General features: G+C 66.5%; 24 protein-coding genes. 11 read left to right on the forward strand and 13 right to left on the reverse strand.

Translation table 11 applies throughout. From position 1 onward, the window contains the following. Positions 1-50: 50 nt before the first annotated feature. Genes BM397_RS14335 through BM397_RS14345 form a run of 3 tightly spaced genes read left to right on the forward strand, consistent with a single transcriptional unit; the run spans position 51 to position 3,906 of the window. Positions 51-1,262 carry an acetyl-CoA C-acetyltransferase gene (locus tag BM397_RS14335; RefSeq protein ID WP_092425029.1) on the forward strand — a complete coding sequence of 404 codons (1,212 nt, stop codon included), beginning with the start codon at positions 51-53 and terminating at the stop codon, positions 1,260-1,262. Further along, positions 1,262-1,741 (forward strand): cupin domain-containing protein, encoded by a 480-nt coding sequence (locus tag BM397_RS14340; RefSeq protein ID WP_092425027.1) that lies wholly within the window; start codon positions 1,262-1,264, stop codon positions 1,739-1,741. The genes BM397_RS14335 and BM397_RS14340 overlap by 1 nt, the downstream gene beginning before the upstream one ends. After that, positions 1,738-3,906, forward strand: a complete 2,169-nt coding sequence (locus BM397_RS14345) for a 3-hydroxyacyl-CoA dehydrogenase NAD-binding domain-containing protein (protein WP_092425025.1) — start codon at positions 1,738-1,740, stop codon at positions 3,904-3,906. The genes BM397_RS14340 and BM397_RS14345 overlap by 4 nt, the downstream gene beginning before the upstream one ends. Before the next feature lie 232 nt (positions 3,907-4,138). Here BM397_RS14345 and ccrA read toward each other — a convergent pair whose 3' ends face one another. Next, positions 4,139-5,419, reverse strand: coding sequence for a crotonyl-CoA carboxylase/reductase (gene ccrA / locus BM397_RS14350; protein ID WP_092425509.1), 1,281 nt, complete (start codon positions 5,417-5,419; stop codon positions 4,139-4,141). A 327-nt stretch (positions 5,420-5,746) separates the two neighbouring features. Here ccrA and BM397_RS14355 point away from each other — a divergent pair, with 327 nt between their 5' ends. The 3 genes from BM397_RS14355 to deoD all read left to right on the forward strand — a co-directional run bounded on the left by BM397_RS14355 (position 5,747) and on the right by deoD (position 8,899). After that, the gene (locus BM397_RS14355) at positions 5,747-7,723 is read left to right on the forward strand and encodes a protein meaA (RefSeq protein WP_092425023.1); all 1,977 of its coding nucleotides are present in this window, start codon (positions 5,747-5,749) and stop codon (positions 7,721-7,723) included. 160 nt (positions 7,724-7,883) lie between these two features. Continuing rightward, complete coding sequence (locus BM397_RS14360) at positions 7,884-8,195, forward strand: H-NS histone family protein (RefSeq protein ID WP_092425021.1); 312 nt, start codon at positions 7,884-7,886, stop codon at positions 8,193-8,195. Next, positions 8,195-8,899, forward strand: coding sequence for a purine-nucleoside phosphorylase (deoD, locus tag BM397_RS14365; protein ID WP_092425019.1), 705 nt, complete (start codon positions 8,195-8,197; stop codon positions 8,897-8,899). The genes BM397_RS14360 and deoD overlap by 1 nt, the downstream gene beginning before the upstream one ends. 67 nt (positions 8,900-8,966) lie before the next feature. On the opposite strand, the gene BM397_RS14370 is transcribed toward deoD, so the two are convergent. From BM397_RS14370 to BM397_RS14420, 12 genes are all read right to left on the reverse strand, one after another. Then, complete coding sequence (locus BM397_RS14370; RefSeq protein WP_092425017.1) at positions 8,967-9,812, reverse strand: urea carboxylase-associated family protein; 846 nt, start codon at positions 9,810-9,812, stop codon at positions 8,967-8,969. A 145-nt stretch (positions 9,813-9,957) separates the two neighbouring features. Next, the gene (locus tag BM397_RS14375; protein WP_092425016.1) at positions 9,958-10,155 is read right to left on the reverse strand and encodes a hypothetical protein; all 198 of its coding nucleotides are present in this window, start codon (positions 10,153-10,155) and stop codon (positions 9,958-9,960) included. A gap of 83 nt (positions 10,156-10,238) precedes the next feature. Next, complete coding sequence (locus tag BM397_RS29350; protein WP_176806655.1) at positions 10,239-10,400, reverse strand: hypothetical protein; 162 nt, start codon at positions 10,398-10,400, stop codon at positions 10,239-10,241. 226 nt (positions 10,401-10,626) lie between these two features. Further along, positions 10,627-11,406, reverse strand: a complete 780-nt coding sequence (locus tag BM397_RS14380; protein ID WP_092425014.1) for a succinate dehydrogenase iron-sulfur subunit — start codon at positions 11,404-11,406, stop codon at positions 10,627-10,629. Positions 11,407-11,415: 9 nt separating this feature from the next. Further along, positions 11,416-11,724 carry a hypothetical protein gene (locus BM397_RS14385; RefSeq protein ID WP_092425012.1) on the reverse strand — a complete coding sequence of 103 codons (309 nt, stop codon included), beginning with the start codon at positions 11,722-11,724 and terminating at the stop codon, positions 11,416-11,418. After that, the gene (gene sdhA / locus BM397_RS14390; protein ID WP_092425010.1) at positions 11,724-13,526 is read right to left on the reverse strand and encodes a succinate dehydrogenase flavoprotein subunit; all 1,803 of its coding nucleotides are present in this window, start codon (positions 13,524-13,526) and stop codon (positions 11,724-11,726) included. Before sdhA ends, BM397_RS14385 begins: the two co-directional genes overlap by 1 nt. Positions 13,527-13,541: 15 nt before the next feature. After that, positions 13,542-13,913 (reverse strand): succinate dehydrogenase, hydrophobic membrane anchor protein, encoded by a 372-nt coding sequence (gene sdhD / locus BM397_RS14395; protein WP_092425008.1) that lies wholly within the window; start codon positions 13,911-13,913, stop codon positions 13,542-13,544. Positions 13,914-13,927: 14 nt separating this feature from the next. Continuing rightward, complete coding sequence (sdhC, locus tag BM397_RS14400; RefSeq protein ID WP_092425006.1) at positions 13,928-14,323, reverse strand: succinate dehydrogenase, cytochrome b556 subunit; 396 nt, start codon at positions 14,321-14,323, stop codon at positions 13,928-13,930. Between the two features lie 267 nt (positions 14,324-14,590). After that, on the reverse strand, positions 14,591-15,622 hold the full coding sequence (locus BM397_RS14405; RefSeq protein WP_092425004.1) for a MaoC family dehydratase: 1,032 nt from the start codon (positions 15,620-15,622) through the stop codon (positions 14,591-14,593). Next, positions 15,622-15,825, reverse strand: coding sequence for a DUF1737 domain-containing protein (locus BM397_RS14410; protein WP_092425002.1), 204 nt, complete (start codon positions 15,823-15,825; stop codon positions 15,622-15,624). Before BM397_RS14410 ends, BM397_RS14405 begins: the two co-directional genes overlap by 1 nt. Positions 15,826-15,845: 20 nt before the next feature. Continuing rightward, positions 15,846-16,391, reverse strand: a complete 546-nt coding sequence (locus BM397_RS14415) for an NnrU family protein (protein WP_092425000.1) — start codon at positions 16,389-16,391, stop codon at positions 15,846-15,848. Positions 16,392-16,430: 39 nt separating this feature from the next. Then, positions 16,431-17,282, reverse strand: a complete 852-nt coding sequence (locus BM397_RS14420; RefSeq protein ID WP_092424998.1) for an HpcH/HpaI aldolase/citrate lyase family protein — start codon at positions 17,280-17,282, stop codon at positions 16,431-16,433. Positions 17,283-17,639: 357 nt separating this feature from the next. On the opposite strand from BM397_RS14420, the gene BM397_RS14425 reads away from it, so the two are divergent. From BM397_RS14425 to BM397_RS14445, 5 genes are all read left to right on the forward strand, one after another. After that, positions 17,640-18,023 carry a hypothetical protein gene (locus tag BM397_RS14425; RefSeq protein ID WP_245696075.1) on the forward strand — a complete coding sequence of 128 codons (384 nt, stop codon included), beginning with the start codon at positions 17,640-17,642 and terminating at the stop codon, positions 18,021-18,023. Between the two features lie 133 nt (positions 18,024-18,156). Next, entirely contained in the window at positions 18,157-19,062 is a 906-nt protein-coding gene (osmF, locus tag BM397_RS14430) for a glycine betaine ABC transporter substrate-binding protein OsmF (RefSeq protein ID WP_092424996.1), read from the forward strand. A gap of 68 nt (positions 19,063-19,130) precedes the next feature. Next, entirely contained in the window at positions 19,131-20,249 is a 1,119-nt protein-coding gene (locus tag BM397_RS14435) for an ABC transporter permease (RefSeq protein ID WP_245696088.1), read from the forward strand. Beyond that, entirely contained in the window at positions 20,246-21,181 is a 936-nt protein-coding gene (locus BM397_RS14440; protein ID WP_092424994.1) for an ABC transporter ATP-binding protein, read from the forward strand. Before BM397_RS14435 ends, BM397_RS14440 begins: the two co-directional genes overlap by 4 nt. After that, entirely contained in the window at positions 21,178-21,915 is a 738-nt protein-coding gene (locus tag BM397_RS14445; RefSeq protein ID WP_092424991.1) for an ABC transporter permease, read from the forward strand. Before BM397_RS14440 ends, BM397_RS14445 begins: the two co-directional genes overlap by 4 nt. Positions 21,916-22,070: the final 155 nt, after the last annotated feature.

Consider the following 22,070-nt stretch of genomic DNA (forward strand, 5'->3'; position numbering starts at 1 on the left):
CGGGAGCCGGGGTCCCGGCGGACGCGCCGCGCGACATGGAAGGAGGAGCCATGACCGAGGCCTATATCTACGACGCGATCCGCACCCCGCGCGGGCGGGGGCGGCCCGATGGCGCGCTGCACGAGGTGACCGCCCTGCGGCTCTCGGCGCTGGTGCTGGACGGGCTGCGGGGCCGGAACGGGCTCGATGGCCCGGTGATCGAAGATGTGATCTGGGGCAATGCCACGCAGATCGGCGAGCAGGGCGGCTGCCTCGGGCGTTCCGCGGTTCTGGCCTCGGGGCTGGACGAGGCGATCCCCGGCCTGTCGATCAACCGTTTCTGCGCCTCCGGGCTGGAGGCGGTGATGCTCGGCGCCGCGCAGGTTCAGGGCGGGCTGGGGCAGGCCTATGTCGCGGGCGGGGTCGAAATGATGAGCCGCGTGCCCATGGGCTCGGACGGGGCGGCGATCGCCGTCGATCCCTCGCTCGCCATGCCGCGGCATTTCGTGCCGCAGGGCATCGCCGCCGACCTCATCGCGACCAAGCATGGCATCAGCCGCGAGGCGGCCGATGCCTATGCCGCGGAAAGCCAGAGGCGCGCCGCCCGGGCCTGGAAGGAAGACCGCTTCGCCCGCTCGATCCTGCCCGTCACAGACATCAACGGGCTGCCCATCCTCGCGCGCGACGAAGCCCTGCGGCCGGACACCGACCTGCAGGGCCTCGCGGCGCTGACGCCTTCGTTCCGGGAGATGGGCCAGCAGATGCCCGGCTTCGACGCGGTGGCGCTGATGCGCTACCCGGAGCTGGAGCGCATCGAGCACATCCACCACGCCGGCAACAGTTCGGCCATCGTTGACGGTGCGGCGGGGGTGCTGGTGGGCTCCGCGGCTTTCGGCACGGCCCTGGGGCTGAAACCGCGTGCCCGGATCCGGGCCATGGCACGCGTCGGCAGCGAGCCGACGATCATGCTGACCGGGCCAATCCCAGTCACCGAGCGGGTGCTCCAGGAGGCCGGCATGCAGACCGGCGACATCGACCTCTTCGAGGTGAACGAGGCCTTCTCCTCGGTCGTGCTGCGCTTCCTGCAGGCCTTCGAGGCCGACCCCGGCAAGGTCAACGTGAACGGCGGTGCCATCGCCATGGGCCACCCGCTCGGGGCCACCGGGGCGATGCTGCTCGGCACCCTGCTCGACGAGCTGGAGCGCGCGGACAAATCCACCGGCCTCGTCACGCTCTGCGTTGCCTCGGGCATGGGGGCCGCGATGATCATCGAGAGGGTGTGATGCCGAAGCTTGATCCCCAACCCGTCACCACCCACCGCGCCAGCCGCCACCGCGTGCTTGGGGACGGCCCCGGCCCCTACGGCTGCCAGCTGCTGTCCGACCCCGGCGGGCTGACTCAGTTCGGCGCCTTCATCGAGGAGTTGCCGCCCGGCTCGGCCTCGGGCTGGCGGCACTGGCACGAGCGCGAGGACGAGATGGTCTACGTGCTGAGTGGAGCGCTGGTGCTGGTCGAGGACGAAGAGGTACCAATGGGGCCCGGCGACTGCGCCTGCTGGCCCGCCGGACAGCGCATTGGCCACCGGCTGGAGAACCGCTCGGATGCACCCGCCCGCTATCTGGTGATCGGTACCCGCAGCGGCTCGGACATCATCCACTACAGCGATCATGACCTGGTGACCGAGACCCATGGCGCGGCGCGGGTCTACCGCCGCCGCGACGGCTCGGAACTGGAGCGGCACGACGGGGAGGAAAAGACATGAGCGATTTCTCTGCCAGCACCGAGGGCGGCGTCTGCACCATCGCCTGGGACACGCCCGGCAAGTCGATGAACGTCATGAGCCTCGAGGCGCTGTCCGAGCTCGACGCGCTGGTAGGCGCGGCGCTGGAGGACGCGGGCATCCGGGGCATCGTGATCACCTCCGCCAAGCCCGGCAGCTTTGCCGGCGGCATGGACCTGAAAACCCTCGCGGCGATGCGCGAGGCCACCCGGGACGACCCGGCCAGGAGCATCTTTGAGGGGATCATGGGGCTGCACGCGGGGCTGCGCCGGATCGAGCGCGCCGGGATGGACGCGGCGCACAAGGGCGGCAAGCCCATCGCCTGCGCCCTGCCCGGCACCACGCTCGGCATCGGCTACGAGCTGGCGCTGGCCTGCCACCGCATCTTCGCTGCGCCGAATCCCGAGGCAAAGATCGGCCTGCCGGAGATCAAGGTCGGGCTGTTTCCGGGTGCCGGCGGCTCCACGCGGCTGGTGCGCAGGCTCGGCGCCATGGGCGCGGCACCCTACCTGCTGGAGGGTCAATTGCTCTCGCCGGAGAAAGCCAGATCGGCGGGGCTGATCGACGAGATCGCCGAGGACCCGCTCGAAGCCGCCCGCGCCTGGGTGCTGCAGGCCGCGCCCGAGGACTTGGTGAAACCCTGGGACCGCGAGGGCTTCAAATTGCCCGGCGGCGGGCCGTATCACCCGGCGGGCTTCATGACCTTCCTCGGTGCCTCGGCCATGGTGAACGGCAAGACCAAGGGCGTCTACCCGGCGGCGAAGGCGCTGCTTTCGGCGGTCTACGAAGGCGCGCAGGTGCCCTTCGACACGGCACTGCGGATCGAGGCGCGCTGGTTCACCCATATCATGCTCGATCCGAGCTCGAGCGCGATGATCCGCACACTGTTCGTCGGCAAGGAAGCGCTGGAGAAAGGCGCCGGACGGCCCGAGGGCGTGCCGCCGCAGAGCGTGAAGAAGCTCGGCGTGCTCGGCGCCGGGATGATGGGGGCGGGTATTGCGTTGGTGGCGGCGCAGGCGGGGGTTCCCGTAGTCCTGATCGACCGCACGCAGGAGGCGGCGGACAAGGGTCGCGCCCATGCCGAGGCCTATCTCGACGAGGGTATGAGGCGCGGCAAGACCAGCCCGGAGCAGAAGCAGGCGGTTCTGGACCGGCTGACCGCCAGCACGGAGTTCGACGCGCTCGCGGGCTGTGACATGATCATCGAGGCGGTCTTCGAGGATCCGGAGGTGAAGGCCGAGGTCACCCGCAAGGCGCTGCGCCACGTGCCCGAAAGCTGCATCTTCGCCACCAATACCTCGAGCCTGCCGGTGTCGAAACTGGCCGAAGCCTCGCTGATGCCGGAGAATTTCGTCGGGCTGCATTTCTTCTCTCCGGTGGAGAAGATGCTGTTGGTCGAGGTGATAAAGGGTGCGCGTACCGGCCCGCGCGCCGTGGCCAAGGCGCTGGATTTTGCGCGGCTGATCCGCAAGACGCCGATCGTGGTCAACGACGCACGCTTCTTCTACGCCAATCGCTGCATCATCCCCTATCTCAACGAAGGCATGCGGCTCTTGCGCGAGGGCGTGGCCCCGGCGCTTATCGAGAACGCCGCCAAGCTGGCCGGTATGCCGCTGGGTCCGCTGCAACTGGTCGACGAGACCTCGATCGAGCTGGGGCTGAAGATCGCCCGGGCAAGCCGCGCTGCGATGGGCGACGCCTACAGGGATGCCGACGTGGACGAGGTGCTCGAGCGCATGGCCGAGCTCGGGCGGCTGGGGCGCAAGGCCGGCGCAGGCTTCTATTCATACGAGGGCGGCAGGCGGCGCGGGCTCTGGGAGGGGCTGGCCGAGACCTGGCCGCAGGCGGAGACACAGCCGGAGGTGCTGGAGGTGCAGCACCGGCTGCTCTTCGTGCAGGCGCTCGAGGCGGTGCGGGCATTGGAGCGCCACGTGCTGCCGGGCGTGCGCGAGGGCGACGTTGGGGCGGTTCTGGGCTGGGGCTTCGCGCCCTGGTCGGGCGGGCCGTTCTCCTGGCTCGACATGCTCGGCGCGCCCTATGCCGCAGAGCGCGCGACCGAGCTGGCCGAGCGCCATGGCCGCCGTTTCGCCTGCCCCGAGACGTTGACCGAGATGGCGCGCACCGGGCGGCGCTTCTACGGCCCCTGACCCGGGGCGCGCCCGGACCTGCCGCCGGACGTGCGTATTTGGAAAGAGAAGAAGCGCAGGCCGATGCCGCTTCGTCTCATTCCAAAGGCGCCAAGGGTGAATTGGCCGCAGGCTCGCCGAGGTGCGCCTGCGGTCAGAGAGCCGATGGCGACGAGGGGGCAGCGCCCCCTCCCTGTTCCATTGCGGCCCCTGTACAATTGCGGCCCCTGTTCATTTGCGGACTGTCCCGGGGTCAGCCCGCAAGCGCCTCTTCGAAGGTGCGCAGCCCGGTGCGCGGGGCCTGCACCAGCACCGCCATGTTGCCCGGCTTGTGCTCGTTGCGCAGCATCTTCACATGCGCCGCCGGGATCTCCTCCCAGCCGAAGACCTCGGACATGCAGGGATCGAGCCGCCGTTCGATCATCAGCTTGTTGGCGGCCGACGCCTGCTTGAGATGGGCAAAATGCGAGCCCTGCAAACGCTTCTGGTGCATCCACATGTAGCGCACGTCGAAGGTGCAGTTGAAACCGGACGTGCCGGCGCAGATCACCACCATGCCGCCCTTCTTGCAGACCAGCGCCGAGACCGGGAAGGTCGCCTCGCCCGGGTGCTCGAAGACCATGTCGACGCTGACGCCCTTGCCGGTGATCTCCCAGATCGCCTTGCCGAACTTGCGCGCTTCCTTGAGCCACTCGTTGTACTCGGGCGTGTTGACGGTGGGCAGTTGGCCCCAGCACTTGAACTCGTTGCGGTTGATGACGCCCTTGGCACCCATCGACATGACGAACTCGCGCTTGCTCTCGTCCGAGATCACCCCGATGGCGTTGGCGCCGGCGGTGTTGATCAGCTGGATCGCATAGGACCCGAGGCCGCCCGAGGCACCCCAGACCAGCACGTTCTGGCCCGGCTTCAGCTCGTGCGGGTGGTGGCCGAAAAGCATCCGGTAGGCGGTGGCCAGCGTCAGCGTGTAGCAGGCGCTTTCCTCCCAGGTCAGGTGCTTGGGCCGCGGCATGAGCTGCTGCGCCTGCACGCGGGTGAACTGGGCAAAGCTGCCGTCCGGCGTCTCGTAGCCCCAGATGCGCTGGCTGGGCGAGAACATCGGATCGCCGCCGTTGCACTCCTCGTCGTCGCCGTCGTCCTGATTGCAGTGGATGACCACCTCGTCGCCAACCTTCCAGCGGGTGACCTTGTCGCCCACCTTCCAGACAATGCCCGAGGCATCGGAGCCGGCAATGTGATAAGGGGCACCATGGCCGTCGAAGGGGCTGATCGGCACGCCGAGCCCGGCCCAGACGCCATTGTAGTTGACCCCGGCCGCCATCACCAGAACCAGCACCTCGGAGCTGTCGATCTCCCAGGTGTCGACGACCTCCTTCTGGAACGACTGGTCGGGCTCGCCGTGACGCTCGCGGCGAATCGCCCATGCGTACATCTGCTTCGGCACATGGCCGAGGGGCGGCATCTCGCCGATCTCGTAGAGGTCTTTCACCGGTGCGTTATAGGGCGCGATCTCGGTCTTGCTGTCCAACGCCATCATGGCCTCCTTCCTCACTCCTGCGTGGCCCGCGCCGCAGTGCAGAATCGCGGGGCTCCTCACCATCGGGATACAATCCGTCGCGCAATATTGCAACTCAAATGGATTACGCTGAGAAATTTTATAACCTCGCAAATGCAGAAACTTCGCGCACCTTCGTACCGAAACGCATGTATACTGAGCTTTGAGAGATCCTTCGTCTGCTGCGGCGCAGCCCCGGCCTCTCCGCCGCGATGCGGCGAATTGACGAGACATTTTATTTCCAATATCCACACCACATCGCAAGATGATTGCTCGCAAGATTCGCGCAGCCCGAGGGAGGATGACATGAAAGACAGCAGCAGCCCGCGCCAGCCCGACCGCCCCTGGCTGATCCGCACCTATGCCGGCCATTCGACCGCCAGCGCCTCGAACGCGCTCTACCGCGCCAATCTTGCCAGGGGGCAGACCGGCCTTTCCGTGGCCTTCGACCTGCCGACGCAGACCGGCTACGACAGCGACCACGTGCTGGCGCGCGGCGAGGTGGGCAAGGTCGGCGTGCCCGTCTGTCACCTCGGCGACATGCGCGCGCTGTTCGACCAGATTCCGCTCGAGCAGATGAACACCTCGATGACGATCAACGCCACCGCGCCCTGGCTGCTGTCTCTTTATATTGCTGTCGCGGAGGAACAGGGCGCGGACGTCGCGAAGCTGCAGGGCACGGTGCAGAACGACCTGATCAAGGAGTACCTCAGCCGCGGCACCTATATCTGCCCGCCAAAACCCTCGCTGAAGATGATCGGGGACGTGGCCGAATATTGCTATGCCCACGTTCCCAAGTGGAACCCGATGAACGTCTGCTCGTATCATCTCCAGGAGGCGGGCGCGACGCCGGAGCAGGAGCTTGCCTTTGCCCTCGCCACCGCCTGCGCGGTTCTGGACGAATTGAAACCTCGGGTTAACGCCGAGGATTTCCCAGCACTCTGCGGACGCATCTCCTTCTTCGTGAATGCGGGTATCCGCTTCGTCACCGAGATGTGCAAGATGCGCGCCTTTGTCGACCTATGGGACGAAATCCTGCAGCAGCGCTACGGCGTCACCGACGCGAAATACCGGCGCTTCCGTTACGGCGTGCAAGTCAATTCCCTGGGACTGACCGAACAGCAGCCGGAAAACAACGTCTACCGCATTCTCATCGAGATGCTGGCCGTGACCCTTTCCAAGAAGGCCCGCGCCCGCGCTGTGCAATTGCCGGCATGGAACGAGGCCCTCGGTCTGCCGCGTCCCTGGGACCAGCAATGGTCGATGCGCATGCAACAGATCCTCGCCTACGAGACAGACCTTCTGGAATTCGACGACCTCTTCGACGAAAATCCCGCGGTCGAGCGAAAGGTCACTTCGCTGAAAGAAGGTGCCCGCGCCGAACTGGCGAATATCGGCTCCATGGGCGGAGCAATCGGCGCGATCGAATACATGAAATCACGGCTGGTCGATGCCAATGCCGACCGGCTGGGACGGATCGAGCGCAACGAGACCACCGTCGTCGGTGTGAATCGCTGGACCGAAGCGGAACCCTCGCCGCTGCTCGGAGAAGACGGCGGCATCATGGTTGTGGACCCGGCTGTCGAGCAGGAGCAGATTTCGCGCCTCGAGGCGTGGCGTGCCGCGCGCGACAACACCGCCGTCGATGCGGCGCTCGCGGAGCTGCGCCGCGCCGCCGCGGCAGGTGAAAATGTCATGCCCGCCTCGATCATTTGCGCGCGGGCTGGCGTGACCACCGGCGAATGGGCCGGGGAAATGCGTGCTGTGCACGGCGAGTACCGTGGTCCCACCGGCGTCGCCAAGGCCATGTCGAACCGCACCGAGGGCCTTGAGGCCCTGCGCGCCGCCGTCGACGCAGTCAGCGACCGGCTCGGACGCCGGTTGCGCTTTCTGGTCGGCAAACCCGGTCTCGACGGGCATTCCAACGGCGCCGAGCAGATCGCTTTCCGCGCCCGCGATTGCGGCATGGATATCGACTACGAAGGAATACGCCTGACCCCGGAACAGATTGTCGAACAAGCCCGAAACGGCGCGCATGTCATCGGCCTGTCCATTCTCTCCGGAAGTCACATTCCCTTGATCGAAGATATAATGCGGCGGATACATGCCGAAGGTATGGCGCAAATACCGGTGGTCGTCGGCGGTATCATTCCGGAAGAGGATGCCGCGAAACTAAGAGCGCTCGGCGTCGCGCGGGTCTACACACCCAAGGACTTTGAACTTAACGAAATCATGAAGGATATCGTCGCCTTGGCCGACCCAGAGTGTGTCGCGGCGCAATAACGCGACATTCCAAACAAGGGTTGCAAAAGGAATCGGCTGTTCCACCCTGAGGTGGTCAGCCGACTATCGCTCTATGCGAAATGTCCAATTGACACAAAGCCATGTCTTGCAGAATAGCTCCATTTGCCGAATTTTTAAGGCACAGAAAACGGAGACTATCGTGAATATTGACCTTGATACCCTGTCCAAAGACGAGCTGAAGCAGCTGCAGGCCGACGTTGAGAAAGCCCTGGTTACAATAGACGCGCGCCGCAAGGCGGAAGCAAAGCGCGCGGCCGAGCAAGTGGCCAAGCAATTCGGATACTCGCTGGACGAAATCATCACCGCCGGCGGCACCAAGGGCTCCAAGGGCGCGCCCAAATACGCCAACCCCGCCGATCCCGCACAAACCTGGACCGGTCGCGGCCGCAAACCCAACTGGGTGATCGATGCGCTCGGAGCTGGCAAGTCGCTCGAGGAACTCGCTCTCTGATGACCGTCCATATCGGAGCGAACCCCGGCGAAATCGCCGAAACGGTACTGCTGCCCGGAGACCCGCTGCGCGCGGAATGGGTGGCGCAAACGTTTCTGGACGACGCAGAATGCGTCAACCGGGTGCGCGGCATGTATGGCTTCACGGGGTTCTGGAAAGGACACCGCGTTTCCGTGCATGGCTCCGGCATGGGCATGCCCAGCCTCTCCATCTACGCCAATGAGCTGATCCGGGACTACGGGGCGAAGACCCTGATCCGCATCGGCTCCTGCGGCGCGATGCAGCAGAGCGTTTCGGTGCGTGACGTCATTCTCGCGATGACCGCGAGCAGCCTGTCGACACCGTCCCGCGGGATTTTCCGCGAGCTGAACTTCGCACCCTGCGCCGACTACGGCCTGCTGCGCGCGGCGGCCGATGCAGCCGAGCGCATCGGTGCGAAACCCCATGTGGGCGGGATCTATTCCGCCGACGTCTTCTACGATGAACGCCCCGATCTGAACGAGATCATGACCCGGCACGGAATCCTGGGCGTGGAGATGGAAGCCGCAGAGCTCTACAATCTGGCGGCCCGCCACGGCGTTCGCGCGCTGGCGGTTCTCACCGTCTCGGACCATCTCATCACGCAAGAAGCGCTGCCGGCAGAAGACCGGCAGAGCTCCTTTGCCGAGATGGTCGAGATCGCGCTCGAGGCGGCCTTCGCTTGAGACCCGGGCGGGGCAGAAGCCCCGTCCGTCTTTCCTTCGCAGCGCTGCTCCACACCGCGCCCGCCGCTCACATGCCGTGGCTGCCGTCGTAGCCGTTGCGCGCGGGGGGCTGCCAGCCTTTCAGCATCTCCTGCGGGACGGAGAGGATATCCACCTCCAGCGGCGCGCAGCGCGCCGCGTCGGAGCTGTGCTCGCTGCTGCAATCGCCCCCCGGGCAGGCGCTGAGCGCCCCGAGGAGGTCGATCTCTGCAAAGAAGGTCAGATGATCCCCGGGGCGCACCGGGCTTGCCTTCATGAAGTACTGGCCGGTGTCGCGCGTGAAGCCGGTGCACATGAAGACGTTCAGCACGTCATGCACCTCGCGCGCCGCCGCCTCCGCCGAGAGCCCCGTCGCATCCGCCAGCGCCCGCGTCAGGTTCGAATGGCAGCAATGGTGGTACTGGCCGCCGCTCAGCAGGTGATGGGTGTGCGGATCGCAGCGCGTGCCGATCACATCGTGCACCGAGCCGCCGAAGGCGTCGATACCGTACCAGTCGAGGCTGTCCTCGACGATGGTCGCCATGGGGCGCAGATGCGGAAAGCTCGACCACATGCGCTCGCCGGTGGTCAGGTGTGCGCCATGCAGCGCCCGCGTCTTGCCCGAGTAGAAGCGCTCCGACAGATCGTTCGCGTTCCACAGGTTCAGGTCTCCCACCTGCGGCGCCTCTACGCTGCGGATGCGGAAGAAGCCGCCCGCCGGCACTCGGAAGGCGCAAGCCTCGCGTGGGGCGGCGACCACGGTCTCGACCAGCTCCGCCTGTGCCAGCGCGTCCCGATAGAGCGCCATGTCCGGCACCGGCAACGTCTCGTTCGGGTAGCAGATCACCGGCTCCACGGCGCGGCGGGCTTCGGCATCTGCGGGGGCTTGGGTCATCGGGTCACTCCTGTTCCGACGCCAGATGACCCTGCGCAGGCCCAAGGCGCAAGCCCCGCCCCTTCTTCTCTTTCGATACACGCCGGGGGAGTCCGCGCAGCGGACGGGGGCAGAGCCCCCTCCCCGCGCACAACGGGCGCGAAGCTCAGGCCTTTGGCCTCAGGCAAATCTCGGGGGTCTCGCCGCGTGGCCCTGTCGTCGTCGCCCCGCATTGCACGCAGGTCCAGCTGCTCTGGCCCTCGCCGCGGCGCTCGCGCCAACGGCATTTGCGGGTGTCGCCATGCCGGTAGTTGAAGACCAGCAGCAGGATCACCGCAACGACAAAGACCCCCGCGAAAATCACCGGGGGCCTCGATCGGTCTGTCTTGTGCAGGAAGCAGTGCGCATGGCGGTCTACCTAGCGCGCCGTGCCACCGGTCGCCAGTCTCAGGCGGCGCGGTAGTAATCCAGCGTGCCCAGATCGGCGGTCACATCCTTGTGCGCCACCTGCACCAGCACGGGCTCGGGCTGGTAGTAGGCAAATGCCTGCTCGAGGGCTTCGAGCGCTTCGCGGGCGGTGGTCTCGGTCTTAGCAGCGGTGCTGGTCATAGCATCTATCCTTGATCTCTCGATCTCCTCCCGTGTGCCACCCTACATAGGGCTTTGAGCGCTGCAGCACACCGGCGGATGCTGCAACCAAGCTCTGCGCTGAGCGCAACCGTCGCTGTCCGCCCTGCTCCGCGCCCCGGCAACTTTCGGACGTGGCGCGGCCCGGAACGGCAAAGCGCCGCCCCCGCGAGGGGACGGCGCCTTGCATTGGTGTCGCCACTCCGGATCAGACGTGACGGTTGAGCATCATCTTCTTGATCTCGCCGATTGCCTTCGCCGGGTTCAGACCCTTCGGGCAGGTCTTGGCGCAGTTCATGATCGTGTGGCAACGGTAGAGCTTGAACGGATCCTCGAGCTCGTCGAGACGCTCGCCGGTGGCCTCGTCACGGCTGTCGATGATCCAGCGGTAGGCGTGCAGCAGCGCGGCCGGGCCGAGGTAGCGGTCGGAGTTCCACCAGTAGCTCGGGCAGGCGGTCGAGCAGGAGGCGCACATGACGCACTCATAGAGACCGTCGAGCTTCTTGCGGTCCTCGATGGACTGCTTCCACTCCTTCTGGGGACGGTTGGTCTTGGTCTCCAGCCAGGGCATGATGGACGCGTGCTGCGCGTAGAAGTGCGTCAGGTCGGGGATCAGGTCCTTCACCACCGGCATGTGCGGCAGCGGGTAGATCTTCACGTCGCCCTTGACCTCGTCCAGCCCGTAGATGCAAGCCAGCGTATTGATCCCGTCGATGTTCATCGCGCAGGAGCCGCAGATCCCCTCGCGGCAGGAGCGGCGGAAGGTCAGCGTCGGGTCGATCTCGTTCTTGATCTTGATCAGCGCGTCCAGGACCATCGGACCGCATTTGTCCATGTCCAGGAAGTAGGTGTCGACCCGCGGGTTCTCGCCGTCATCGGGGTTCCAGCGGTAGATCTTGAACGCCCGCACATTGGTCGCGCCCTCGGGCTTCGGCCAGGTCTTGCCGGTGCGGATCTTGGAGTTCTTGGGAAGTGTGAATTGAACCATGTCGCTCTCCTATCGGATGAGGGCCGGCAGCCCGTCGGCTGCCAGGCAGGTCAGGGTCTCGGGCTTCGAGACGATGTCGGAAACCACCTCGACGGTGCTGGCGGTCGGCCCGGTCACGCTGTCCGCGGCCAGAGCGTAGATCTGCGTGGACGACGCATTGTCGATCACGCAGTCCAGCGCCGGCTCCACGGGCACGCCCGGGTACCGGTCGGCCACGACGCGGGCGACCGTGGATTTCGCGGCCTGCCGCGCAATCTGGTCCTGCGTCTGGGCCGAACAGGCCGCCAGCACGAATACGAGGCCGAGGGCAGCGCGCATCAGAACGTCCGTGCCTTCGGTGCGATCTTCTTCAGCGAGATGCCGCCTTCGGCTTCGGTGGTCAGCGGGTCGACAACCACCGGGCGGTAGCTGAGCTCGACCTTGTTGCCCTCGACGCGGCTGATGGTGTGCACGCGCCAGTTCTCGTCGTCGCGGTTGGCAAAGTCCTCGTGCGCGTGGGCGCCGCGGCTCTCGTGGCGCGCTTCCGCGCCGTAGATGGTCGCAATGGCGTTCGGCATCAGGTTGGTCAGCTCGAGGCTTTCCATCAGGTCCGAGTTCCAGACGAGCGAGCGGTCGGTGACCTTGATGTCGCCCATCTTGCCGGCGATCTCGGTCATCTTTTCCTTGCCGTCCTTCAGCGTCTCGGAGGCGCGGAACACCGCGGCATCGGCCTGCATGGTCCGCTGCATCTCGAGGCGCAGCTCGGCCGTCGGGATCGCGCCCGTCGCGTTGCGCACGCCGTCGAAGCGGTCGAAGGCCTTGTCGATCTGCGAAACCGGTGCGGTCGGCACGGCGCCCTCCCGGTCCACCACCTCGCCAGCGCGGATCGCGGCGGCGCGGCCGAAGACCACGAGGTCGATCAGCGAGTTCGAGCCGAGGCGGTTCGCCCCGTGCACCGAGGCGCAGCCCGCCTCGCCCACGGCCATCAGGCCCGGCACCACGGCGTTCGGGTTCTCGGCGGTCGGGTTCAGCACCTCGCCCCAGTAGTTCGTGGGAATGCCGCCCATGTTGTAGTGCACGGTCGGCAGAACCGGGATCGGCTCCTTGGTCACGTCCACGCCGGCGAAGATCTTCGCGCTCTCGGAGATGCCCGGCAGACGCTCGGCGAGCGCTTCCTTGGGCAGGTGCGAGAGGTTCAGGTGGATGTGGTCGCCATGCTCGCCCACGCCGCGGCCTTCGCGGATTTCCATAGTCATGCAGCGCGAGACGTAGTCGCGGGGCGCGAGGTCCTTGTACTGGGGCGCATAGCGCTCCATGAACCGCTCGCCGTCCTTGTTGGTCAGGTAGCCGCCTTCACCGCGGGCACCCTCGGTGATCAGGCAGCCCGAGCCGTAGATGCCGGTCGGGTGGAACTGCACGAACTCCATGTCCTGCAGCGCGAGGCCCGCACGGGCCACCATGCCGCCGCCGTCGCCGGTGCAGGTGTGCGCCGAGGTGGCCGAGAAGTAGGCCCGGCCGTAGCCGCCGGTGGCCAGCACGACCATCTTGGCGTTGAACACGTGGAAGGTGCCGTCGTCGAGCTTCCAGCACAGCACGCCCTTGCAGACGCCGTCTTCCATCAGCAGGTCGATGGCGAAGTATTCGATGTAGAACTCGGCGTTGTTCTTCAGCGACTGGCCATAGAGCGTGTGCAGGATGGCGTGGCCGGTGCGGTCAGCCGCGGCGCAGGTGCGCTGCACGGCGGGGCCTTCACCGAACTCGGTGGTGTGACCGCCGAAGGGGCGCTGGTAGATCTTGCCTTCCTCGGTGCGCGAGAAGGGCACGCCGTAGTGCTCGAGCTCGTAGACCGCGGCAGGCGCGGAACGGGCGAGGTATTCCATGGCGTCGGTATCGCCGAGCCAGTCGGAGCCCTTCACCGTGTCGTACATGTGCCACTGCCAGTTGTCCGGGCCCATGTTGGCCAGCGAGGCGGCGATGCCGCCCTGCGCCGCGACGGTGTGCGAGCGGGTGGGGAAGACCTTGGTCACGCAGGCGGTACGCAGGCCCTGCTCTGCCATGCCGAGGGTGGCGCGCAGGCCGGCGCCGCCGGCCCCCACGACCACGACGTCATAGTCATGCGTCTCGTATTCGTATGCAGCCATCTTTCAGTCTTTCTCTCAGAGGGCGATCTTGGCGAGCGCGAAGAGGCCGGCGGCGGTCAGCGACCAGCACAGGCCGACGACCAGCATGATCAGCAGCTTGCGCGTGGTGCCGGAGGTGTAATCCTCGAGCATGACGCGGGCACCTTTCTGGAAGTGCTGCAGGCCGACGACCAGCACGAGGCCGGTCAGGATCGCCACGAAGGGCTTCTGGAAGGTCGCCAGCGCGGCTTCGTAGCCGGAGCCGAGCGCGTTGCCGAAGATGAAGAGGAAGGTCGGAACCATGAACGCGAGCGCGACGGCGCTGACGATCATGTGCCAGTGATGTTCCGCGCCGGAATGGGCCGAGCCCTTGCCAACGGCGCGCTTGCGGTCGGTCAGATAACGCATGTCTGTCGCCTCCCTCAGATCCAGTAGATGATCACGGTCAGGATGGTCAGAACCACCGAGCCGTAGATGCAGACCCAGCCGAGCTTCTCGGCGGTCGGAATGTCGAGGCACTTGCCCGCATCGAAGATCAGGTGCCGCAGACCCGCGAGGTAGTGGTACCAGATGCCCCAGAGCGAGAGGAACATCACGAGGTTGCCCACCCAGCTGGTGATCCACCATTCGGCGGTGGCGAATGCCTCCGGCCCCGCGGCCAGGGCGAGCAGCCACCAGACGATGAGGAAGACCGCGACGATCATCGCGTTGCCGGTGATGCGGGTGAGGATGGAGCTCATGGAGGTGAGCTGCGGTCGGTAATACGGCCCGATCATGAAGGGGGAGAGCGGGCGCTGGATCCGGTTCTCTTCAGCCATGGCTTGTCCTTTTCGGTTCCCTTGTGGCCGGTTTCTAGCGCCTCTTGCCCTGCCCTGTCACGCGGCTGCACTGCACTTGGGCGTGTTTTTTCCACCCAATTCCAAAAAATGATCGCAATACGTGATCACACTTGAAAAAGCGTGATCACATTTCCGGCGCTAACGGCTCATTCCGTAGAGTCGCCTTATTCCTAAGTGTTTAACTCAGATTTCCGCGCCGCAGCGAAGCGACTCAACTGCTTGTCCAGCGCGTGCCCCTGCGGCCGATCAGCGCGGAACCAGCGTCCAGTAGTCGAGATCGAGCAGGACGTGCGGAAGGTATTTGCCGTCATCGCCCTTGAGCTCAAACGGCGCTCCGCCCTTGGTCGCCACCAGCCGCATCCGCAGCGCGCCGACACCCGGCGCAGCGGTCTCCGCCCGGTCCAGGACCTCGGACCAGACCTTGACCGTATCCCCGGAAAAACAGGGGTTTGCATGCGCGCCACCATTCAGCCCGACGATCATCTGCGCGTTCGCCAGACCGTTGAAGCTGAGAGCCCGCGCCAGCGAAATGACATGGCCGCCGTAGATCAGCCGTTTGCCGTCCTCGCGGTGGGTCGCGTCGAAATGCACCTTGGCGGTGTTCTGCCAGAGGCGGGTTGCGAGCATGTGCTCGGCCTCCTCGATCGTGACGCCATCGACATGGTCGATCTGCTCGCCGACCGCGTAGTCGCCCCAGCGATGCGGCTCTCCGGCAAGCGTGAAATCGTACTTGGTGAAGTCCAACCCCTCGGGGATCACCAGGTCCTCCGGCGCCAGGACCGGCTTCAGCTCGGGCAGGACCGCCTCGGGCGCGGGGGCGTCGAGATCCTTTTTCCGCACCATCACCCAGCGGCAATATTCCAGTACGGTCTCGCCGCGCTGGTTGGTGCCGCGCGTGCGCACGTAGACGACACCCGACTTGCCGTTGGAGTTCTGCTTGAGCCCGATCACCTCGGACGAGGAACGCAGCGTGTCCCCGGCATAGACCGGCTTCAGCCAGCGCCCCTCGGCATAGCCGAGGTTGGCCACCGCGTTCAGCGACACGTCCGGCACGGTCTTGCCGAACACCAGGTGGAACGCCGCCAGATCATCCAGCGGCGCCATGGGCAGACCAACGCTCCGGGCGAACTCATCCGAGGAATAGAGCGCGTGCCGGGCCGGGTAGAGCGCGTGGTAGAGCGCCCGCTCCCCGCCCGAGACGGTGCGCGGCACGGCGTGGTCGATGACCTGGCCGATGCGGTAATCCTCGAAGAAGCGCCCGGGGTTGGTCTTGGCCATCACTGAGCTCCCAGTTTCATGTCCGGCGTGTAGGGGGTGTCGATGTCCTTGGTCACGGCCTGGCCGCAGCGCATCACGCCGTTGGCCGCATCGAAGGCATAGGTCGGGCTGCCGTAGAGCTCCCAGCCCTTGCTCAGGGCCTCGGACACCTTGTGGCAGAAGGCCGAGGTGTCGTCCTCGGTCAGCAGTCGATAGATTTTCATTTGGTCAGTTCCGGTAGTTGTCATCCAAAGGTGGGATAGCCGAGCCAGGTGTGGATCGCGCCGATCACGAAGAGCAGCACGAGGCTGGCCGCGAGAAAGATCAGGTCCTTCTTGATCGGTCCCTTCGCGGGGGGGGTCCACTCTGGCTCGGTGCGGTTGATCGTGCTCATCTCGACCAGCGCCCAGATGCCCAGCCCACCGAACAGCACGAAGGACGGCGTGTCGCCGTTCACCATCAGGTGCGCGATGGCCCAAAGCAGGAAGCCGGTGAGCATCGGGTGGCGCATCTTATAGAAGAGCGCGCCCTTCTTCGGACCGGGCGAGGTGAAATAGAGCGCGGCCAGCATCAGCAGGTTGTTGATGCCAACCGTGGCCGGGGTGCGCCCGTAGAAGAAGGCACCGTCGGCCATGCGGTAGCCGAAAATCATCAGCAGCACGCTGGCAAGAAGGACGAGCGCAACGACCCCCTTGCCCTTGTCGCCCATCTTCGCCCGCGCCTCGGGGGCGAGCCGTTTGAACAGATGCGCCGCCCACCAGAGCGCGACGCCGAGAATCAGAAGCAGCATTGGGGGTCTCCTCTTGCCGGGTCCGCCCCGACCCTGCCCTCAAGCCCCCATGGCGGCAATGGCATCCGCCTTTGCCAGCACCGATTTTGCGGTGAAGACGTGCAGGTTCTCGACGATCTTGCCGTCGACGACAGCAACCCCCTGCCCCGCGGCCTCGGCTTCCTCGTAGGCGGTGATCTGGCGACGGGCCAGTTCGATCTCGCCTTCGGTCGGGGCAAAGGCGCCATTGGCGGTCTCGACCTGCGCCGGGTGGATCAACGTCTTGCCGTCAAAGCCCATGTCGCGGCCCTGATCGCATTCGGCCCGCAACCCCTCGTCGTCCTTGAAGGCGTTGTAGACCCCGTCGACGATCACGCATCCGCTGGCCTTGGCGGCCAGCAGGCAGAGCTGCAGCGAGGTCAGCATCGGCAGCCGGTCGGCGCGGAAGCGCGAGTTCAGCTCCTTGGCCAGATCATTGGTGCCCATGACCATGCCCGCAAGCCGCGGATGCGCGCCGATCGCCTGCGCGTTCAGCATGCCCTTCGGCGTCTCCATCATCGCCCAGAGCGGCTTGTCCGTGAGCTTGGCCAGCGCGTCGAGCTGCGCCGGATCCTCGACCTTGGGCAGCAGCACCGCGTCGCAGTCCATGGCATCGGCGGCGCGTGCATCCGCCTCGCCCCACTCGGTGTCGAGCCCGTTGATCCGCACGATCCGCGTGCGGTTGCCGTAACCGCCGACGCCCAGCGCTGCGGCGAGCGTCTCCCGCGCGGCGGGTTTCTCGGCCGGGGCCACCGCGTCCTCGAGGTCGAAAATGATCGCATCCACCGGCAGCCCCCGCGCCTTGTCCAGCGCCCGCTCCTTCGAGCCGGGGATGTAGAGAACCGAGCGATAGGGCCGAAGCGCGAGATCCATGCCTTCCTCCGTCGAGCAACAATCTTGCGCAAGTGATGCAATTATTTTCCTAAAACTGCAAGCGCATTCATGCCGCGGTGCAGAAGAATTCAGCGCCCCCCCCCCCTGAGATATCCGTCGGATTTTAACCGGGATCGGATGTTTAACCAATCCTTCGGACTTGCGCCGCAGGCTCAGGAAGACGCAGAGCCAGCGTGCGACCGAACACCGAACGTGGCGACCGGGCCGCGAGCGGCCAGGAACGGCAAAGTCCGATTGATCCGGTGTTTCGATCGCTCCGGTGTTTCGATCGCTCTGAGGTCAGCCGGAAACAGACACGGCGCGCCTCGCCGCCGCCGCAACGGAAAGGCAAAGGTGATGACGGCACAGGTCCCCGCAGCCCAGCGCAATACTGCCACCCGAGCTTCGCGGGCGCTGCGCCCCGCGCGAGCGCCGACTGGTCTTGCGGCGCTGCTCTGCGCAGGTGCGGCTGGGTTCCATCCCGTCCCCGTCGCCGCGCAAAGTCAGGCCTGCGGCCCGCGCGATGTCGTGATCTCCCGCCTCGCCGAGACATACGGGGAGACCCGCCATTCCATCGGACTCGGCAGCAACAATGCGGTGATGGAACTCTTCGCCTCGGATGAGACCGGCACCTGGACCATCACGGTGACCTCCACCAACGGCGTGACCTGCCTCGTTGCCAGCGGTCTCGCCTTCGAGACCCTCGCCGAAAGCCTCCCGCCGGAAGAAAGCGACGCCTGAAGACCACGTCCCTGCTGACGCCATCTGACAGGAAAATCTCCCAGAATACTTGGCCCGCGCCGGTCGCATCCTAGCTTCTCAGCAAAACGCTGTCATACTCGACAGGACGCAACGGAAGGGAGCCGGACGCGCCATGACCCCCAAACCTATTCTCGCCGCCGTCGGCCTGGCGGTCGGCCTTGCTAGCACCGCCCAAGCAGACATTACCGTCTCGTCGAAGATCGACACCGAGGGCGGGTTGCTCGGCAACATGATCGCCCTCGCGCTTGAAGATGCCGGGCTGCCGGTCGAACGGCGGCTTCAGCTCGGCGGCACGCAGGTGGTTCGCGAAGCGATCCTCGCCGACCAGATCGACATCTATCCAGAGTACACCGGCAACGCCGCCTTCTTCTTCAACGAGGCCGACGCGGACCTCTGGAAAGACGCGCAAGCCGCGCATGACCGCGCCAAGGAACTCGACGCCGAGAACGGCATCATCTGGCTCAGCTCCGCCCCCGCCAACAACACATGGGCCATCGCCGTGACCGGTCCCGTGGCCGAGGAAAACGCACTCGACACGATGAGCGACTTCGGCGCCTGGGTCGCGGGTGGCGGCGAGGTGAAGCTTGCTGCCTCGACCGAGTTCGTCTCCTCCCCCGCGGTGCTGCCCGCCATGCAGCAGACCTACGGCTTTGAGTTGACCGAGGATCAGACCGTGATCCTCTCGGGCGGCGACACCGCCGCGACCATCCAGGCCGCCGCGCGCGGCACCTCGGGCGTGAACGCGGCGATGGTCTACGGCACCGACGGCGGCGTCGGCGCGACGGGCCTCGTGGTGATGAAGGACGACAAGGGCGTGCAGCCGGTCTACGAGCCCACCCCCATCGTCCGCGACGCGGTGCTCGAGGAATATCCGTCGATCCCCGAGGTCCTGAACCCGATCTTCGAAGGATTGACGATGGAGACCCTGCAGGAGCTCAACGGCCGCATCCAGGTCGGCGGCGAACCCGCCGAGGCGGTGGCCCGCGACTATCTCACCAAGTCCGGGGTACTGGACTGATCTCCGACACTGCTGAACAGAGGGCACCGGCCGGACGGGGTCTCTCCCCGCCCGGCTTGCTGTTCGCGGTGCTGGGGTTGGCCTCTCTGGCCCTCCCCTTCCTGACCCTGCGCGCCAACCGCATCGTCGCCGGCGAAGGCGTGATGCTCTGGGACAGCGCCGAGATGGCGGCGGTGATCCCCGGAAGTCTCGCACTTGCCGCCGGGATCGGCCTCGGTCTGCTCTCCGGTCCGCCGCTGCTGCGCCTCGGCGGTAGCCTTCTTGGCCTTGGCGGCTTTGTCATTCTGCTGGTGGAGGGCGCAGGCACCCAGCTCGAAGGGTCCGGAGACCTTGCCCGCGTCTCGCCCGCCGCCGGGGCCTGGTGCCTGCTGCTGGTGCTTATGCTGCTCATGGCCGACGCGCTGTCGCAGCTGCGTCCCGGCCCGCGTTCCCGAGCCGGACTGCTGGCGCTGTTGCTGGCCGCGCTGGCCGCGCTGCTCTGGTCCGGGGCGCTCTCGGACCTCTCGGTGATGCGTGAATACGCCAGCCGCACGGACGCCTTCCGTACCGCCGCCCTGCGCCACGTTGCCCTCGCTCTGGGCTCGCTCGGCGCGGCGGCGCTGATCGGCTTCCCGCTCGGCATCCTGTGCCACCGCAATGGGAGCCTGCGCGCCGCGACCCTGCCGGTGCTGAGCTTCCTGCAGACCATTCCGTCGCTTGCAATGTTCGGCATCATGATCCCGATCCTCGGCTGGGTGGCCGCCACCTACCCCGCCGCGCAGGCGCTCGGCATCGCCGGCATCGGCTTTGCCCCCGCCTTTCTTGCGCTGGTGCTCTACTCGCTGCTGCCGGTGGTCGCCAACACGGTCACCGGTCTCGCCGCCACACCGCCCGCCACCATCGAGGCCGCCCGCGGCATGGGCATGACCGGCATGCAGCGGCTCTGGAGGGTCGAGCTGCCGCTTGCCATGCCGGTAATCCTCGCGGGGCTGCGCATCGTGCTGGTGCAGAACATCGGACTTGCGGTCATCGCCGGGCTGATCGGCGGCGGCGGCTTCGGCAGCTTCGTCTTCCAGGGCCTCAACCAGACCGCCACCGACCTCATCCTGCTGGGCGCCCTGCCCACCGTGGTCATGGCCCTCGTCGCCGCGATCGTCATGGACATCCTCGTCGACCTCACCCGCCGCATCCCGGAGCGCCAGCCATGATCGAGATCGACAGGATCACCAAGCTCTACGGCAGCACCCGCGCCGTCGACGCCGTATCGCTCACCGCCGAGACCGGCACAATCACCGTCCTCGTCGGCACCTCCGGCTCGGGCAAGACCACGCTGCTGCGGATGATCAACCGGCTGGTCGAGCCGACCTCGGGCGAGGTGCGCATCAACGGCGAGCCGACCCACGCAGTGAAGCCGCACCTCCTGCGCCGCCGCATCGGCTACGCCATCCAGGGCCATGGGCTGTTTCCGCACCATACGGTCGCCCGCAACATCGGCGCCGTGCCCGAGTTGCTCGGCTGGCCGAGGGACAAGATCGCCGCGCGGGTGGACGAGCTGCTGGAGCTCTTCGGCATGGACCCCGCCGAATTCCGCGACCGCCTGCCGCTGGAGCTGTCGGGCGGCCAGCAGCAGCGCGTCGGCGTCGCCCGGGCACTGGCCTCGCGCCCGGACCTTTTGTTGATGGATGAGCCCTTCGGCGCGCTCGACCCGATCATCCGCACCCGCGCTCAGGAAGACCTGCGCGCCATTCAGCGCAAGCTCGGGTCGACCATTCTGCTGGTCACCCACGACATGGACGAGGCAATCCGCCTCGGCGACCGCATCGCCGTGATGGATGGCGGCAAGTTGGTGCAATACGGACCGCCGGAAGAAATCGTCGCGAAGCCCGCCACGCCCTTCGTGGCGGACATGGTGGGCGATGCCGAGCGGCCAATGCGCCTGCTCTCGCTCATCCCCGTCTCCGAGCTTGCGGAGCCCGGCCCCGCCGAAGGCCCCGCCCTTCCCGAAGACGCCAGCCTCCGCGAGGCGCTCTCCGCCTGCCTCTGGTCCGGGCGGGAGGCGATCCCGGTCGAGACGGTCGGTGCTCCTGCCGGACGGGTCACCCTCGCCGCCATCCGCGCGCGGGCGGAGCGCCACGGGTGAGACCGGGACTGATCCTGCGCGCTGCGCTCGTCGCGCTGCTGCTGGCCCTGGTGCTGTCGCCGGAGGCCTTCACCCCGGTCTTCGCCCCCTTCGCGCCGGAGAACGGGCCGGTGATCTACACACGCAGCTCGCTGCTCTCGCTCTCTCTGAGCCATCTCGGCCTCGTTGCCGTGGCCTCTCTCGCGGCGACCGTGGTCGCCGTCACGCTGGCGATCCTCGTCACCCGCCCTGCAGGCACCGCCTTCCGGCCACTCTCGCGCACGATCACCAATGTCGGTCAGACGTTTCCGCCGGTCGCCGTGCTGGCGCTAGCCGTCCCGGCGCTCGGCTTCGGCGCCGGCCCGACACTGGTGGCGCTTTTCCTCTACGGGCTGCTGCCGATTTTCGAGAACGCGATGACCGGCCTATCGACCCTGCCCGCCGCCACGATGGAGGCAGCGCGGGGTATCGGCCTGGGTCGCTGGCAGCGGCTGTGGCGGGTCGAGCTGCCGCTGGCCATGCCGGTAATCCTCGGCGGCATCCGCCTGTCGGTGGTGATCGCGCTTGGCACCGCGACCATCGGCTCAACGGTGGCGGCGCGCACGCTTGGCGAGGTGATCATCGCCGGGCTTTTGACAAGCAACACCGCCTTCGTGCTGCAAGGCGGGCTGATCGTGGGCCTCTTCGCAGTGCTGATCCACGACGCGCTGGGGCAGCTGGAGAAATACCTGACGCGGCGTAGCGGACGCAGGTGACCCCGAAAAGAATCGCCTGATTGCCTGTGAATGCGGCATTTTGCGCCCGCAGGTTGAGGCCCTTCCCACCCCATCGGCACGCCAGTCCCGCAGAAAGCATACCCTCGCATACAGACACTAACGCCCCGAAACTTAACACCTTTATCGCAATCATG

Source organism: Alloyangia pacifica, from assembly GCF_900116195.1.
Taxonomy (GTDB): domain Bacteria; phylum Pseudomonadota; class Alphaproteobacteria; order Rhodobacterales; family Rhodobacteraceae; genus Salipiger; species Salipiger pacificus.

Coding starts and splice junctions, on each gene's coding strand:
- BM397_RS14335 (WP_092425029.1), top strand. CDS start 51: ATGACCGAGGCCTATATCTACGACGCGATCCGCACCCCGCGCGGGCGG.
- BM397_RS14340 (WP_092425027.1), top strand. CDS start 1,262: ATGCCGAAGCTTGATCCCCAACCCGTCACCACCCACCGCGCCAGCCGC.
- BM397_RS14345 (WP_092425025.1), top strand. CDS start 1,738: ATGAGCGATTTCTCTGCCAGCACCGAGGGCGGCGTCTGCACCATCGCC.
- ccrA (WP_092425509.1), bottom strand. CDS start 5,419: ATGGCGTTGGACAGCAAGACCGAGATCGCGCCCTATAACGCACCGGTG.
- BM397_RS14355 (WP_092425023.1), top strand. CDS start 5,747: ATGAAAGACAGCAGCAGCCCGCGCCAGCCCGACCGCCCCTGGCTGATC.
- deoD (WP_092425019.1), top strand. CDS start 8,195: ATGACCGTCCATATCGGAGCGAACCCCGGCGAAATCGCCGAAACGGTA.
- BM397_RS14370 (WP_092425017.1), bottom strand. CDS start 9,812: ATGACCCAAGCCCCCGCAGATGCCGAAGCCCGCCGCGCCGTGGAGCCG.
- BM397_RS29350 (WP_176806655.1), bottom strand. CDS start 10,400: ATGACCAGCACCGCTGCTAAGACCGAGACCACCGCCCGCGAAGCGCTC.
- BM397_RS14380 (WP_092425014.1), bottom strand. CDS start 11,406: ATGGTTCAATTCACACTTCCCAAGAACTCCAAGATCCGCACCGGCAAG.
- BM397_RS14385 (WP_092425012.1), bottom strand. CDS start 11,724: ATGCGCGCTGCCCTCGGCCTCGTATTCGTGCTGGCGGCCTGTTCGGCC.
- sdhA (WP_092425010.1), bottom strand. CDS start 13,526: ATGGCTGCATACGAATACGAGACGCATGACTATGACGTCGTGGTCGTG.
- sdhD (WP_092425008.1), bottom strand. CDS start 13,913: ATGCGTTATCTGACCGACCGCAAGCGCGCCGTTGGCAAGGGCTCGGCC.
- sdhC (WP_092425006.1), bottom strand. CDS start 14,323: ATGGCTGAAGAGAACCGGATCCAGCGCCCGCTCTCCCCCTTCATGATC.
- BM397_RS14405 (WP_092425004.1), bottom strand. CDS start 15,622: ATGGCCAAGACCAACCCCGGGCGCTTCTTCGAGGATTACCGCATCGGC.
- BM397_RS14410 (WP_092425002.1), bottom strand. CDS start 15,825: ATGAAAATCTATCGACTGCTGACCGAGGACGACACCTCGGCCTTCTGC.
- BM397_RS14415 (WP_092425000.1), bottom strand. CDS start 16,391: ATGCTGCTTCTGATTCTCGGCGTCGCGCTCTGGTGGGCGGCGCATCTG.
- BM397_RS14420 (WP_092424998.1), bottom strand. CDS start 17,282: ATGGATCTCGCGCTTCGGCCCTATCGCTCGGTTCTCTACATCCCCGGC.
- BM397_RS14425 (WP_245696075.1), top strand. CDS start 17,640: ATGACGGCACAGGTCCCCGCAGCCCAGCGCAATACTGCCACCCGAGCT.
- osmF (WP_092424996.1), top strand. CDS start 18,157: ATGACCCCCAAACCTATTCTCGCCGCCGTCGGCCTGGCGGTCGGCCTT.
- BM397_RS14440 (WP_092424994.1), top strand. CDS start 20,246: ATGATCGAGATCGACAGGATCACCAAGCTCTACGGCAGCACCCGCGCC.